Below are 13,680 nucleotides of genomic sequence, written 5' to 3' on the forward strand. Positions count from 1 at the left end.
GGCCGACCTGATCGCCCGGCCGCAAGGCCGGGCAACGGGCCGGAAAGTGCCGAATTGTACATTCCAGACCGAAAGCTCCCCAAACCGAGGATTTCGCCACGATTCATCCCCGCGAACTTGTACGATACGAACCCAAAAACGTACTTATCCTCAGGCCGATTGCAGCCGCCGGGCCTCCTGCCGGGCAAGTACGAGCAGCTCCTTCACAAAGGGCTTTTCCCGATCATCGCTGCGCACCGCCGCATAAAGCCGTCGGGTGATCCCGGTTTTGGTCAGCGGCCGGGTGACATAATCCGAGCTGTATTTCACCTCGCGCACCACCCAGTCCGGCAGCACCGAAATCCCGCGATTGGAGGCCACCAGCAGCAGGATCACCGCCGTCAGCTCCACCTGCCGCACCGCCTTGGGGGCCACCCCCGCAGGGATCAACAGCTGGCTGAACACATCCAGACGATTACGCTCTACCGGGTAGGTGATCAGGGTTTGATCGCGAAAATCCTCGGCCTCGATATAGGGTTTCAAGGCCAGAGGATGCTGCGACGCGGCCACGAAAACAGGCGCGTAATCAAAGAGTTCTACGAAATCCACCCCCGGAATGACCTCCGGGTCTGAGGAGACGACCAGATCGACCTCTTCCTTTTGCAGGGCGGGCAGCGCATCAAAGGCAAGGCCGGGGCGGATATCGACATCCACATCGGGCCAGCTTTTGCGAAAGGCCTCAAGCACCGGAAACAGCCATTCAAAACAGGCATGGCATTCGATGGCAATATGCATCCGGCCGGTCTCGCCCAGACGCAGGGCGTTGAATTCCGCCTCCATCGCCTCGACCTGCGGCAGCACCTGTTCGGCCAACCGCAACAGCCGCAGCCCGGCTGGCGACAGCTTCATCGGCTTTGAGCGGCGAAAGAACAGCTCGACCCCGGTCTGATCTTCCAAGCCCTTGATTTGATGACTCAAAGCACTTTGCGTGATGTTCAGATGATCCGCCGCCCGCGCCAATCCGCCACACTCGTGAATCGCCTTGATCGTGCGCAGATGCCGGAATTCGATATGCATCCCGTCGTCCCGTTCATGTTGTTGTTGAGAATTATGAGTTTGTTTCACAATCACACATATGCGACAAGGACCGAAATCAAAGGAACCGCACCCGATGACCGCCCCTGCCATTTCTTTCGAATTCTTCCCGCCGCAAAACCTGCAAGCCTCGTTCCGGCTCTGGGACACGGTGCAGGTGCTGGCGCCGCTTGACCCTCGCTTTGTCTCCGTCACCTACGGGGCTGGCGGCACGACCCGCGATCTGACCCGCGACGCGGTCGCGACATTGCACAAATCCTCGGGGCTGAAAGTGGCCGCGCATCTGACCTGCGTGAATGCCACCAAAGAGGAAACCCTTGAAATCGCGGATGATTTCGCCAAGGCCGGCGTGACCGAGATCGTCGCGCTGCGCGGGGACCCACCCAAGGGCGAGGGTAAATTCACCCCCTACCCCGGCGGTTTCGCCAATTCGATCGAGCTGATCGAGGCGCTGGCGGCCACCGGAAAGTTCAGCATTCGCGTCGGGGCCTATCCCGATGTCCACCCCGAAGCCACCAACGCACAGGCCGATATCGACTGGCTCAAGGCCAAGATCGACGCCGGTGCGGACGAGGCGCTGACCCAGTTCTTTTTCGAGGCCGACACCTTTTTCCGCTTTCGTGATGCCTGCGACAAGGCCGGCATCGACGCGGCAAAGATCACCCCGGGGATCCTGCCGATCGAAAACTGGAAAGGCGCGCGGAAATTTGCCCGCAGCTGTGGCACCACGATCCCGCAATGGGTCGAGGACGCCTTTGAAAAGGCCATGCGCGACGGGCGCGAGGATCTGCTGGCCACCGCGATCTGCACCGAGATGTGCAGCGCGCTGATCGAGGGCGGCGTCGACCGACTGCACTTCTACACGCTGAACCGCCCCGAACTGACCCGCGACGTCTGCCATGCGCTTGGCGTCACGCCCAAGGTCAGCCTGGAGAACGTCGCGTAACGGCTTGTCCGTCCGGCCCCTGCTGCTAGCCTGCCCTCCATCATAGTGGAGGACAGGATGACGCAGGCAACCCCCCCGAATTACGCGACCACCCCGGAGGAGCTGTTGGGCCCCGCCGATATGGCCAGCATGTCAGGGCTGGAATTCATGGAGGGCATCCGCGATGGTCGCCTTCCCGCGCCACCAATTTCCAAGACGCTGGGCTATACGCTGCACGCGGTCGAAAAGGGCCGAGTGACCTTTCGCGGCGCGCCCGGCTTTGACTCCACAAACCCGCTGGGCACAGTGCACGGCGGTTGGTATGGCACCCTTCTTGACAGCGCGATGGCCTGCGCGGTGCAGACGATGGTACCCAAGGGGTCGGCCTATACCACCTTGGAGTACAAGATAAATATCCTTCGCTCTATTCCCTTGGGGATGATGATCGACTGCGTCGGCATCGCCGATCACGTGGGCCGATCCACCGGTGTCACCGGTGTATCCCATGGCGAGATCCGGGGCGTCGAGGATGGCCGGCTGTATGCCACCGGCTCCACCACCTGCATCGTGTTGCAACTGCCGCCGACCCGCTAAGTGACGGCGGCAGGTCAACCGGATCCAAGCGTCGCCGCTCAGACGTCACGCGCCGAGGCTTGGATCGCCGCGCCGGTCCTGCCACCCCGCTCTCGCACGCTTTCGTGCAGCCGCTCCGACGGATCGCGGCCCACCACGCGGGGGCGGCGCAACAGAAACAGCGCGCCCCAGCCACGCCAAGTGCCGACCGAGGGTGCGTCGGGGTCGGTGTAGAACCGTGCGCGCCAGCCATGCGGCAGCGGCAGACCGCAGCTCTCGGCCTGCTCCAGCATCCACACCAGCGGGATATTGGCCAGCGGCCGCGCCACCTCGTAGCCGCCAAGCTGGCCGCCGATGTCGCCATGCGCACCGCGAAACCAGACCTGTTCCACATGCCCCTCCCAGCCCGGCGGACAGGACCAGAGCTCGGGCCGGAACACCTCGCGCGTTTCATCAAGGGCCAACGCGTGAAAACCGTTACGGATGCTTGGCCCCAGACTGTGACTATGAAAGGAATGCTGCGCCTCGCCCCATTGCCACAGGTAAGGCAGCCGCACGCCCAGCGCCTTGACCGTATCCCAAACGCCGACCATCTCGATTTTCACGGCGTCGTGGCAATGCGCCCGGGCAAAAGCCTTGGCAAAGTCGCTGTCAGGATCGCCCTGATACAGGCGATACACGGTGCGAATATTCCGCTCGGTCGCGCAGTCGGCGCGCAACAGGCCAATCCGGTCGATCACGCCCGCCAGTGAGCGCACCGCATAGGCCCCGCGCGAATAGCCCATCAGAAACACCTGGTCGCCGGGGCGATAGCGCGACGCGAGATAGCCATAGGCGCGCCGGATCTGCCGATTGATCCCACGCCCCAACAGCACATCCGGCGCGGCCCCCCAATGCGGCCATTGCACCCCCGCCTCGTAATATACCGAGACCGGGGCCCCCATCTCGCGGCAAAGACGATAGGTGACGCCGGCATGGCTCTCAAAGCCCGGCTCAAGCGTAGACATGGTGCCGTCAAGAATGATCACATGCGCCAGCGGTGTGCGGTGGGCGGTCTCGGCGGAATGGACCGATTGCGCGGGCCAGCGAAACCAGCCGAATATCCGATCACGAAGGCGACGCAGTCCCATCTTGCAGCATGTCCCACACTCTCAACGGCGTAAACGGCATATCTGCCTGCCGCACGCCCCGCGCCCAAAGCGCATCCTGCACCGCATTGGCAACGGCCGCCATCGACCCCACGGTTCCCGCCTCACCGCAGCCCTTCATCCCCATCAGGTTGGCGGTGGAGGGCACCGGTTCGGAGGTGAAGTTGATCATGGGCGCGTCGGCGGCGCGCGGCAAGGCATAGTCCATAAAAGATGCCGTGAGCAGTTGGCCATCCTCGTCGAACACCACATGTTCGTTCAACGCCTGCCCCAGCCCCTGAACTACCCCGCCATGCACCTGCCCCTCGGCCAGCAAGGGGTTGATGAGATTTCCAAAATCGTCGACCACGGTATAGCGGTCCACCCGCACCTGCCCGGTCTCGGGATCGACCACCACCTCGGCCACATGGGCACCGTTGGGATAGGATCGGCCGGGAAGTTTGGCGCGTTCCTCATGCACCAAAAGATCATCGCGCCCGTCCCCGCGCGCCATCTCGGCCGCCTCCAGCAGCGTTGGGGTCAGGTTGGACCCGGCGGCGCGGAAGGTTTCGTCATCAAACCGGAGCGCCGCCGCGTCGACCCCCATCTTGTCGGCCAAATAGGGGGTGAAGGCGGCCAGCATCGCATCCACCGTCGCCAGCGTCGCGGTGCTTTGCGTGGTGACCGAACGCGATCCGCCGGTGCCACCGCCCCGTTTGATCAGGTCGCTGTCACCCTGAATGACATGGATATGATCGGCGGGAATGCCGGTCTGATCCGACAGGAACTGGGCATAGACCGTCTCGTGCCCCTGCCCGTTCGACTGCGTCCCGACATAAAGATTGACGCGACCATCCTCGCAGAACTCCACCTTGGCCGCCTCGGAGGGATCGCCCAGAATGCTCTCGATGTAATAGCACAGCCCCTGCCCGCGCAGCAGGCCACGCGCCGCATCTGCGGCCCGGCGGGCCCCGAACCCGGCACTGTCGGCCTTGGCCCCGGCCAAGGTCAGGATGTGGTCAAATTCGCCCACGTCATAGGTTTCGCCGGTGGCGGATGTATAGGGGAACCGATCGGGCGCGATAAAGTTCTTCCGCCGCAGCTCCCACGGGTCGATGCCCAGTTCGCGCGCGGCGCGGTCCATCGCGCGTTCCAGCACATAGATCGCCTCGGGCCGCCCCGCACCGCGATAGGCATCCACCTGCGTCGTATTGGTGTAATAGCCCTCGACCTGCAGCCATGTGGTCTGCACGTCATAGACCCCGGCCAGCACGCGCGAGAACAGCTGCGTCTGGATAAATTGACCGAAATTGGAGTTATAGGCCCCAAGGTTGAAGCGGGTCTTGACCCGGTAAGCGGTGATCTTGTGATCGGCGTCAAACGCCAGTTCGGCGGTCGAGGTCAGATCGCGTCCGCCATGGTCCGACAGCATCGCCTCGGTCCGCTCCGACATCCAGCGCACCGGGCGGCCCAACAAGCGCGAGGCCTGCGCCACCGCGAAATACTCCGGATAGGGCGCGGCCTTCATGCCAAAGCCGCCACCGACATCGGGCGTGGTGACATGCACCGTCTCCTTGTCGAGGCCCAGCATGCGCGCCAGCTCGCCCTTCAGCGCCCAGACGCCCTGACCGCCAAAGGCGAAATGCAACCGGCTGCCGTCCCAGTCGGCGAAACAGCCGCGCGGCTCCATCGCATTGACGATGATACGATTGTCGGCCACCTCCAGCTCGACCACATGGGCGGCTGTGGCAAAGGCGGCCTCGGTCGCGGCCTCGTCGCCAAGGCCCCAGTCCAGCGCAAGGTTGTCGGGCGCCTCCTCATGCACCGGGGCGCCGCCGCGGGCCAGATCCAGCTTGGCGGGCAGATCCTCGGTGTCGAACAGGATCATCTCGGCCGCATCACGGGCCTGCGCCGGCGTCTCCGCCACGATCAGCGCCACCGGCTCGCCCACATGGCGCACCTTGCCCTTGGCCAGAACCGGACGATGCGGATCGGCGGCCTTGGTTCCGTCGCGATTCTGCTGCACCACGCCGGCCATGCTCGCGGTGATACCCGCCGCCTCCAGATCGTCATTGCTCAACACCAGATGCACGCCCTCGGCGGCGCGCGCATCGGACAGATCCAGTTCGGTGATCACCCCATGCGCCACCGGCGAGCGGAACAGGAAGGCATGCAGTGCATCTGCAGGCGCGACATCGTCCACATAGCGCCCATGCCCCGTCAGCAGGCGCAGATCCTCCACCCGTGTGACCGACTGACTTTTCCCGAACTTTTCCATTGCGCGCCCCTGATCTGTGCTGTCGGGCGCGACCCTAACTTCCGTGCGGGCAATGTCCAGTCAGTCGCAGAACCGTAACCACATCGCGCAACCCATATCCGTTGAAACAGGTGGACATGGCCACCGAATAGGCACCCAGCCCGGCAAACAGAACATAGTCGCCCGTGACGGTATCCTCCGGCAGCTCCAACCCGTCGGGCAACCGGTCAAGGCTGTCACAGGTGGGGCCAAAGATGCGGCGCGCGCGGCCCAAACCCCTGCGCGCGCTGCCGTCACTGGCCAACACCTGAATGCGCCCGGTCAGCCCCATATCGCGCAGATCGATCAACCCGCCATAAATGCCGTCATTGAGGAAAACCGTGTCCCCCCCCTGCCGCATCCCCTTGATCCGGGCCGCCAGCGTAAAGGCCTCGGCCACCATTGCGCGGCCCGGCTCACAGACCAGCGCCGGGGCCTCGGCTCCAAAGGCGCGCGTCACCGCCGCCTTGATGCGGGCAAACACCGCCTCCAGATCCGGGGCGGTGCCGTGACGATGGGCGGCAAACCCACCGCCCACGTTCAACCGCGCGATGCGCACCCCCGCCCGCGCGGCGATGCGCGCTGCCTCGGCGATATAGCTTTCCCAAGCGCCAGCATCCTCGCATTGGGTGCCCGGATGGAAGCACAGCGCCGGGCGCCAGCCCTCAGCCGCCACGCGCCGCAACAGATCCACCGCCCGCGCCGGGCTTGCGCCGAATTTTTCGCCAAAATCATAGGCCGCGCCCTTAACCGGCAGTGCAAAGCGCACCGCGATCTCGGCCCCGCGCGGCACTTGGGAAAGTTTGTCCAACTCCCCCTCATCATCCACCGACCAGCTTGCCACGCCCATCTCGATGCCCACCGCGACCTCCTCAAGGCTGCGCACCGGGTTGTTGTAATGCAGCACCGCATTCGGGTTCATCGCCCGCACCGCCCGCATCTCGCCCGGCGAGGCAACGTCGAAGGTCGAAAGCCCGGCAGTGTCCAGATTGGCCAGCACCTCGGCCCGGTCATTGGCCTTGACCGCAAAGGTCACCAACCCCGGAAAGCCATCCAGGAACCGCCGCGCCGTCGCCTGAAGCGTGGCGGGCGACAGGAACAGGAGCGGCGCATCAGGCCGCACCCGCGCCAGATAGGCAGAGGGGTCGGGCCAGGGGGCGGATAGGGGCTGCATTGGGAACCTCGCGCTGTTTTGACCAGAATCGCGCGATTTTCTGTCGATTTCTCTCGTCATCCTGTTAGGTTTGCAGGTAATTTACAGCATATCGCCGGGGCAGACATGCAAATCGACGAAACCGACCAGATCCTGCTGCACCTTCTGCGCGAGAATGCCCGCGCGCCGGTCACTGATTTGGCGCGCCGACTGGGATTGGCGCGCACCACCGTACAGGCGCGGATCGAACGGATGGAGGCCGCGGGCGTGATCGCGGGCTATACCCTGCGCGCAAGTGCCGCCACCGCGCCGCCGCTGCGCGCCACGGTGCTGGTCTCGATCGAACCGCGCAGCGGCCCCGCCGTGCTGGCCCGGCTCAAAAGCCTGAGCGGCGTCGAAGTGGTGCATACCACCTCGGGCCGATTCGATCTTTTGGTGCAGGTCGCCGCCGCCACCACCGCCGAGCTTGACGATACCCTTGACCGGATCGGCGAGGCCAAGGGGGTGAAAAGCTCTGAAAGCCTGATCCATCTGTCGACCAAGCTGGACCGCGCGCCCTGACGCGGTCGCTCCCGGCTTTCGGCTGCGAAAACCGGGAGCGACATCAGCGCGAAAACATCCCCATCCAGCGAAACAGCCAGATCTGCCCCGCCCCGATCACCAAAAGCATGGCGCAGACCGCCCAGAACGCATGCGGCCAAGTCGCACCGGGAATGCCGCCGACATTGATGCCCAAAAGCCCGGTCACCAACCCCATCGGCAAGAACACCGCCGCCACCACCGACAGCACCAGCATCTGCCGGTTCATCGCCTCGGCGCGGATATCCAGAATTTGATCGTGCACCACCTGGGCGCGGTCGCGCAGCGCGTCCAGCTCCTCGGCCAGCCGCGTCACCCGCTCGGTCGCTTCGCGCAAGCGGCTGCGGTCACGTTGGCTCAGCCAATCCAGATCCTCGATCTCCAGCGTCGACAGCGCGTCGCGCTGCGGGAACATGTAGCGGCGCATCACGATCGAGGTGCGGCGAATATCGGCCAGATCGGCCCGCATCACGGAATCGCCCCGGCCCTCTTCCTCCATCGTGTCTTCCAACTGGTCGGCGCGTTCGTTCAGCGCCGCCACCACCGGTTCGGCCCGGTCGGCCAATCGCAGCGCCAGCCGCGCGATCAGATCGCCGGGCGTGGTCGATCCCTGACCGCGATCCAGCGCCGTCATCAGATCGACCAGCGCCTGCAGCGCCCGCATCTGGACCGTAATCATCATCCGCGCCGATACGAACAGCCGAACCGAGATCATGTCCTCGGGCTCTGCCCCCGGGTTCAGGTTGACCCCGCGCAGGTTCATCAGCGCAATATCCCCGTGCAGCGTGCAGCGCGGCCGGGTCTCCTCGGCCAGAAGCGCCTCGATTTCGAGCCGGTCCAACCCCGCCGCTTCCAGCCAATCGCGCCCGGCCTCGCTCGCACCATCCACATGGGCCCAGACAAAGCCGCCATCCGGGGTCTCAGGGGGCCGTGCGTCCATTTGCTCCGGGGCCAGTCGCTGCACCCCGCCCACGCCGTCAAAGCCATAGATGCGGATTTCATCCATCCCACGCCCCTTGTTCCAAAGCCAGCAGCCCCACAGTGCCGCCCGGATCGCGCGCTGTCACCCGTTTTCCGGCCCGGCACGGGCGCAAGAAATACCGCCTGCCGCCTTCCCCTTCGCCTTCAGCTTCGATAGATGATCCAGCGACCAGAAAGGGACCAGCAGCATGGCTATGGAAAAGACCTTCAACGCGGCCGAGGCCGAGGATCGTTTGTACCGGGCCTGGGAACAGGCCGGATGTTTCACCGCAGGCGCCAATGCCAGCCGCGCGGAAACCTACTGCATCATGATCCCGCCGCCGAACGTCACCGGCAGCCTGCACATGGGCCACGCCTTCAACAACACGCTTCAGGACATCCTTGTGCGCTGGCACCGGATGCGCGGCTTCGACACCCTGTGGCAGCCCGGGCAGGATCATGCCGGCATCGCCACCCAGATGGTGGTCGAACGCGAACTGGCCAAGAACAAGCTGCCCTCGCGCCGCGACATGGGACGCGAGGCCTTTGTCGAAAAGGTCTGGGACTGGAAACAGCAGTCGGGCGGCACCATCGTCAACCAGCTCAAGCGGCTGGGGGCCTCGTGCGACTGGTCACGCAACGCCTTCACCATGTCCGGCGCCCCCGGTGCCCCCGAGGTCGAGGAGGGCAACTTTCACGACGCCGTCATCAAGGTCTTTGTCGACATGTACGACAAGGGGCTGATCTATCGCGGCAAGCGGCTGGTGAACTGGGACCCGCATTTCGAGACCGCGATTTCCGACCTCGAGGTCGAAAATATCGAAGTTGCCGGTCACATGTGGCACTTCAAATACCCGCTCGCCGGTGGCGAGACCTATACCTATGTCGAAAAGGACGAAGACGGCAAAGTCGTCCTTGAGGAACAGCGCGACTATATCTCTATCGCCACCACCCGCCCCGAGACCATGCTGGGCGACGGCGCGGTCGCGGTGCACCCCTCGGATGAACGGTATGCCGCCATCGTCGGCAAGCTGTGCGAAATCCCGGTCGGCCCCAAGGAACACCGCCGCCTGATCCCGATCATCACCGATGAATACCCCGACCCCGACTTCGGCTCGGGCGCGGTCAAGATCACCGGCGCGCATGATTTCAACGACTATCAGGTGGCCAAGCGCGGCAACATCCCGATGTACCGGCTGCTCGACACCAAGGGCGCGTTGCGTGACGACGGGCTGTCCTATGCCGATTGCGCCACCCGGGCGCAGGCAATCGCGAACGGCGCCGGCTTCACCGAGATGGAGGTGGACACCCTGAACATGGTCCCCGACGATCTGCGCGGGCTGGACCGGTTCGAGGCGCGCGCGCGCGTGGTGGCCCAGATCACCGCCGAAGGTCTGGCGGTCATGATCCCCGAGGTGCAAACCGACGAGGGCGGCAACGAGACCCTGGTCTCGGTCCCGCTGGTCGAGAATAAGCCGATCATGCAGCCCTTTGGCGACCGCTCCAAGGTGGTGATCGAACCGATGCTGACCGACCAGTGGTTCGTCGACACCAGCAAGATCGTTGATCCGGCGCTGAACGCGGTGCGCGGCGGCGATATCACTATCCTGCCCAAAAGCGGGGAAAGAACCTTTTACCACTGGCTGGAAAACATCGAGCCTTGGTGCATCTCGCGCCAACTGTGGTGGGGGCATCAGATCCCGGTGTGGTACGGGCTTGACCTCTCGGCCCCCGATTTCCGCGACGACGAGGGCGACGGCACGCTGGATCTGGTCGAAATGGGCCGGCTGCTTTTGAACGGCATGGTCCATATGGGCGACGTGCATCACTGCGCCGCCGATTTCGACGGGGTGCAGGGCGCGTTCCGCGATGAACTGGCCGACACCCCGCACCCGATTGCCGATGCCCGTATCATCGAGGTGGCCGACAAGCAAAGCGCGCTTGAAACCTTTGCCAAGGCGCTGGCGCAATACGAGATCGACCAAGACCCGACCAAGCTGGTCTATCCGGTCTGGCGCGACCCCGATGTGCTCGACACCTGGTTCTCCTCTGGCCTGTGGCCGATCGGCACGCTGGGTTGGCCGGAGCAGACGCCGGAACTGGGCCGCTATTTCCCCACCGACGTGCTGGTGACCGGGCAGGATATCCTGTTCTTCTGGGTCGCCCGGATGATCATGATGCAGCTTGCCGTGGTTGACGAGATCCCGTTCAAGACAGTCTATCTGCATGGGCTGGTGCGCGACGCCAAGGGCAAGAAGATGTCCAAGTCGGTCGGCAACGTGGTCGACCCGCTGGAGATCATCGACGAATACGGTGCCGACGCGCTGCGCTTTACCAATGCCGCCATGGCCTCGCTCGGGGGCGTGCTCAAGCTGGATATGCAGCGCATCGCCGGCTACCGCAATTTCGGCACCAAGCTGTGGAACTTTGCCCGCTTCGCCGAGATGAACGACGTGTTCGAGGCCGAGGTGACGGGCATCCCCACCCCGAAACAGACGCTGAACACATGGATCATCGGCGAAACCGCCAAGGTCCGCGCCGAGGTCGATGACGCGCTGGACAACTTCCGCTTCAACGACGCGGCGCAGGCGCTGTATGGCTTTGTCTGGGGCAAGGTCTGCGACTGGTATGTGGAGTTTTCCAAGCCGCTGTTGCAGGGCGAAGACGCAGCCGCACAGGCCGAGACGCGCCAAACCATGAAATGGGTGCTGGACCAGTGCCTGATCCTGCTGCAGCCGATCATGCCCTTCATCACCGAAGAGCTTTGGGCGCTGTCTGGCAGCCGCACGAAACCGCTGATCCACGCCGACTGGCCCACCTATGCGCCCGCCGATCTGGTGGACGAGGCCGCCGATCACGAGATGAACTGGGTGATCGGGTTGATCGAGTCGGTACGCTCGGCGCGCGCGCAGATGCATGTGCCCGCAGGGCTCCATGTGCCGATGCTGGTCAGCGAGATCGACGCGCGCGGTCAGGCCGCGTGGGATCGCAACGAGGTGCTGATCAAGCGGCTGGCGCGGATCGAGGGGCTGACACAGGCCGACAGCCTGCCCAAGGGCACGGTGACGATCGCTGTTGAGGGCGCGACATTCGGCCTGCCGCTGGCTGGCATCATCGACATCGCCGAGGAAAAGGCGCGGCTGGAAAAGACGCAGCAAAAGCTCGGCAAAGAGCTGGGCGGTCTGCGCGGTCGGCTCAAGAACCCGAAGTTCGCCGATTCCGCCCCGGCCGAGGTGGTCGAGGAAACCCGCGCCAACCTCGCCGCCCGCGAGGAAGAAGAGGCCCGGATTAAAGAGGCCATGGCCCGGCTCGCCGAACTGGAATAGGCGACTTGCGGATCATCACTGCGGTGATGCCGGAAATAAAGGGCGCGCGGGGGAGGAAATCACCCCGCGCGCCCTTCTTGATCATTGATCAGCCTCATTGATCAGCGACGTGAACATGCGTGGTCGACAGGATCTCGCGGGTGACCTGATCCACCCGAACGATGACCTCGCTGCCGTCGCGATCATAGGCGGACATCCTGCCCATCTCGGGGTCCACGACCCGCACGTCTCGGTATCCGCTCATGATCAGTTTTGCGGCCACGTTGTCATATCGAACCGAGGGCATGTCATTGACACCACCAGCCCACCCCGCAAGGGGGGAAAGCAGGCCGGCGCAAAATGCGGCTGTCAGAAATTTCTTCATCGCAGCTCTCCTTCCGTGGAAGATGACAGGAAGCCGCACGCCTGAAGTCCACGGACCTCCTGGCGCTACGTACAATGCGTATTTGATGGCTTTCTGAAGTACGACCGCCTAGCGTCTCCGATCAATTTCCGGGACTCCCAGCGATGCGACAATTTTACGCAGTTCAGCCGATTCTCACAAGCGTTCTCGTTCCGTACGCATTGCGCTCGACGCACTCGCGCCCACCGCGAACAACGAGAGGTTCCCCTGTGACGTCATTGACGCCCTATGCCTGCAGGGCCATGGGCGCCACAAGCCGTAAACGCACGCTCAGCGCTGCAAGCAGATCAATGCGCCCATAGCCTCGCGCCGACCGGCGACGATTGGCAGTCAGCGGTCGACTGTTGACGGCCAATCGTCGACGCGGGCGCTCGGCCGCCTCTACTTGAACTCTGGCTTGCGCCCCTGCATCCGGGCCATGACGACCTCCATCTGCTCAGACTTGCCCAGAACCCCGGCCTGTTCGCGCGATTCCTCCAGCAACACCTCTTCCTGTGTGGCGCTTTCCGCCACGCCGATCAGCCGCTTGGCCGCCCGGATCGCGGCAGGGCTTTGCCCGGAGATCTGGGTCGCGATCTCCATCGCCCGCGCCATTGGGTCGGCGGCAAGCTCGGTCACAAGGCCCCAGCGCTCGGCCTGCGCCGCCGCGACCGGCGTGGCGGTATAGGTCAGCAACCGTAGCACGTCAGAGCGCACCAGTTGCGGCAACAGCGCCATGCCGCCCATATCCGGCACCAAGCCCCATTTCATCTCCATCACCGCGAATTTGGTCTCCGGCTCGGCAATGCGGATATCCGCGCCCAAGGCGATTTGCAGACCGCCACCAAACACCGCCCCCTGCAACGCGGCGATCACCGGCACCGGCACCCGCCGCCAGATCATCGCCACCTCCTGCATGGCGTTGGCGTCGTGATAGGTCCGCTCCATCAGCCAGGCCTCGACGTCGACGTCGATCATCTGCGCCATCTTGGCGAAGCTCGCCATGTCGAGCCCGGCGCAAAAGCTCTTGCCCTCGCCCGACAGCACCACCGCGCGCGCACCTGACTCTGCCACCTCGGCCCCGGCGTCCAGAATGGCCTCAACCATCTCGTCATCCAATGCATTCATCTTGTCGCCTCGGGTCAGGGTGACCCGGGCAATATGATCCTGATACTCAACCGATACGCGCGCCATGTCCGGCCCTCCCGTTTTGCCTCTGCCTACCCTGCCCCGAGGACAGTGCGGAAATCCAGCCCAACGTCGGGGAACGGCAGGGCTGCGAAAA

General features: G+C 64.2%; 11 protein-coding genes. 4 read left to right on the forward strand and 7 right to left on the reverse strand.

The window, feature by feature from the left end; translation table 11 throughout:
- Positions 1 to 150: 150 nt before the first annotated feature.
- Complete coding sequence (locus E1B25_RS02850; protein WP_132827142.1) at positions 151 to 1,056, reverse strand: LysR family transcriptional regulator; 906 nt, start codon at positions 1,054 to 1,056, stop codon at positions 151 to 153.
- 94 nt (positions 1,057 to 1,150) lie between these two features.
- Between E1B25_RS02850 and metF the strand changes: the two genes are divergently transcribed.
- On the forward strand, positions 1,151 to 2,020 hold the full coding sequence (gene metF, locus E1B25_RS02855; protein ID WP_132827143.1) for a methylenetetrahydrofolate reductase [NAD(P)H]: 870 nt from the start codon (positions 1,151 to 1,153) through the stop codon (positions 2,018 to 2,020).
- Positions 2,021 to 2,077: 57 nt separating this feature from the next.
- Positions 2,078 to 2,593, forward strand: a complete 516-nt coding sequence (locus E1B25_RS02860; RefSeq protein ID WP_132827144.1) for a PaaI family thioesterase — start codon at positions 2,078 to 2,080, stop codon at positions 2,591 to 2,593.
- Between the two features lie 38 nt (positions 2,594 to 2,631).
- Here the strand turns inward: E1B25_RS02860 and E1B25_RS02865 are convergent, their stop codons facing one another.
- The 3 genes from E1B25_RS02865 to E1B25_RS02875 are packed head-to-tail and all read right to left on the reverse strand — an operon-like array spanning position 2,632 to position 7,169.
- Positions 2,632 to 3,702, reverse strand: coding sequence for a DUF2235 domain-containing protein (locus E1B25_RS02865; RefSeq protein WP_132827145.1), 1,071 nt, complete (start codon positions 3,700 to 3,702; stop codon positions 2,632 to 2,634).
- Positions 3,680 to 5,977, reverse strand: coding sequence for a xanthine dehydrogenase family protein molybdopterin-binding subunit (locus tag E1B25_RS02870; protein WP_132827146.1), 2,298 nt, complete (start codon positions 5,975 to 5,977; stop codon positions 3,680 to 3,682). Before E1B25_RS02870 ends, E1B25_RS02865 begins: the two co-directional genes overlap by 23 nt.
- A gap of 34 nt (positions 5,978 to 6,011) precedes the next feature.
- The gene (locus E1B25_RS02875) at positions 6,012 to 7,169 is read right to left on the reverse strand and encodes a type III PLP-dependent enzyme domain-containing protein (RefSeq protein ID WP_132827147.1); all 1,158 of its coding nucleotides are present in this window, start codon (positions 7,167 to 7,169) and stop codon (positions 6,012 to 6,014) included.
- Between the two features lie 105 nt (positions 7,170 to 7,274).
- Here E1B25_RS02875 and E1B25_RS02880 point away from each other — a divergent pair, with 105 nt between their 5' ends.
- Positions 7,275 to 7,709 (forward strand): Lrp/AsnC family transcriptional regulator, encoded by a 435-nt coding sequence (locus E1B25_RS02880; RefSeq protein ID WP_132827148.1) that lies wholly within the window; start codon positions 7,275 to 7,277, stop codon positions 7,707 to 7,709.
- A 43-nt stretch (positions 7,710 to 7,752) separates the two neighbouring features.
- Here the strand turns inward: E1B25_RS02880 and E1B25_RS02885 are convergent, their stop codons facing one another.
- Positions 7,753 to 8,733 (reverse strand): zinc transporter ZntB, encoded by a 981-nt coding sequence (locus E1B25_RS02885; RefSeq protein WP_245510588.1) that lies wholly within the window; start codon positions 8,731 to 8,733, stop codon positions 7,753 to 7,755.
- 163 nt (positions 8,734 to 8,896) lie between these two features.
- Between E1B25_RS02885 and E1B25_RS02890 the strand changes: the two genes are divergently transcribed.
- Positions 8,897 to 12,013, forward strand: coding sequence for a valine--tRNA ligase (locus tag E1B25_RS02890; protein ID WP_132827149.1), 3,117 nt, complete (start codon positions 8,897 to 8,899; stop codon positions 12,011 to 12,013).
- 94 nt (positions 12,014 to 12,107) lie between these two features.
- On the opposite strand, the gene E1B25_RS02895 is transcribed toward E1B25_RS02890, so the two are convergent.
- Positions 12,108 to 12,377: a hypothetical protein gene (locus E1B25_RS02895; protein WP_132827150.1), complete on the reverse strand. Its 270-nt coding sequence runs from the start codon at positions 12,375 to 12,377 to the stop codon at positions 12,108 to 12,110.
- A gap of 420 nt (positions 12,378 to 12,797) precedes the next feature.
- Positions 12,798 to 13,589 (reverse strand): crotonase/enoyl-CoA hydratase family protein, encoded by a 792-nt coding sequence (locus tag E1B25_RS02900; protein WP_132827151.1) that lies wholly within the window; start codon positions 13,587 to 13,589, stop codon positions 12,798 to 12,800.
- Positions 13,590 to 13,680: the final 91 nt, after the last annotated feature.

It is taken from the genome of Antarcticimicrobium sediminis (assembly GCF_004348975.1).
Lineage (GTDB): Bacteria > Pseudomonadota > Alphaproteobacteria > Rhodobacterales > Rhodobacteraceae > Antarcticimicrobium > Antarcticimicrobium sediminis.

Bases quoted from the DNA above. Each gene is read 5' to 3' on its own strand.
- E1B25_RS02875 (WP_132827147.1), bottom strand. From the start codon at position 7,169: ATGCAGCCCCTATCCGCCCCCTGGCCCGACCCCTCTGCCTATCTGGCG.
- E1B25_RS02850 (WP_132827142.1), bottom strand. From the start codon at position 1,056: ATGCATATCGAATTCCGGCATCTGCGCACGATCAAGGCGATTCACGAG.
- E1B25_RS02900 (WP_132827151.1), bottom strand. From the start codon at position 13,589: ATGGCGCGCGTATCGGTTGAGTATCAGGATCATATTGCCCGGGTCACC.
- E1B25_RS02865 (WP_132827145.1), bottom strand. From the start codon at position 3,702: ATGGGACTGCGTCGCCTTCGTGATCGGATATTCGGCTGGTTTCGCTGG.
- E1B25_RS02860 (WP_132827144.1), top strand. From the start codon at position 2,078: ATGACGCAGGCAACCCCCCCGAATTACGCGACCACCCCGGAGGAGCTG.
- E1B25_RS02895 (WP_132827150.1), bottom strand. From the start codon at position 12,377: ATGAAGAAATTTCTGACAGCCGCATTTTGCGCCGGCCTGCTTTCCCCC.
- E1B25_RS02885 (WP_245510588.1), bottom strand. From the start codon at position 8,733: ATGGATGAAATCCGCATCTATGGCTTTGACGGCGTGGGCGGGGTGCAG.
- E1B25_RS02870 (WP_132827146.1), bottom strand. From the start codon at position 5,977: ATGGAAAAGTTCGGGAAAAGTCAGTCGGTCACACGGGTGGAGGATCTG.
- E1B25_RS02880 (WP_132827148.1), top strand. From the start codon at position 7,275: ATGCAAATCGACGAAACCGACCAGATCCTGCTGCACCTTCTGCGCGAG.
- metF (WP_132827143.1), top strand. From the start codon at position 1,151: ATGACCGCCCCTGCCATTTCTTTCGAATTCTTCCCGCCGCAAAACCTG.
- E1B25_RS02890 (WP_132827149.1), top strand. From the start codon at position 8,897: ATGGCTATGGAAAAGACCTTCAACGCGGCCGAGGCCGAGGATCGTTTG.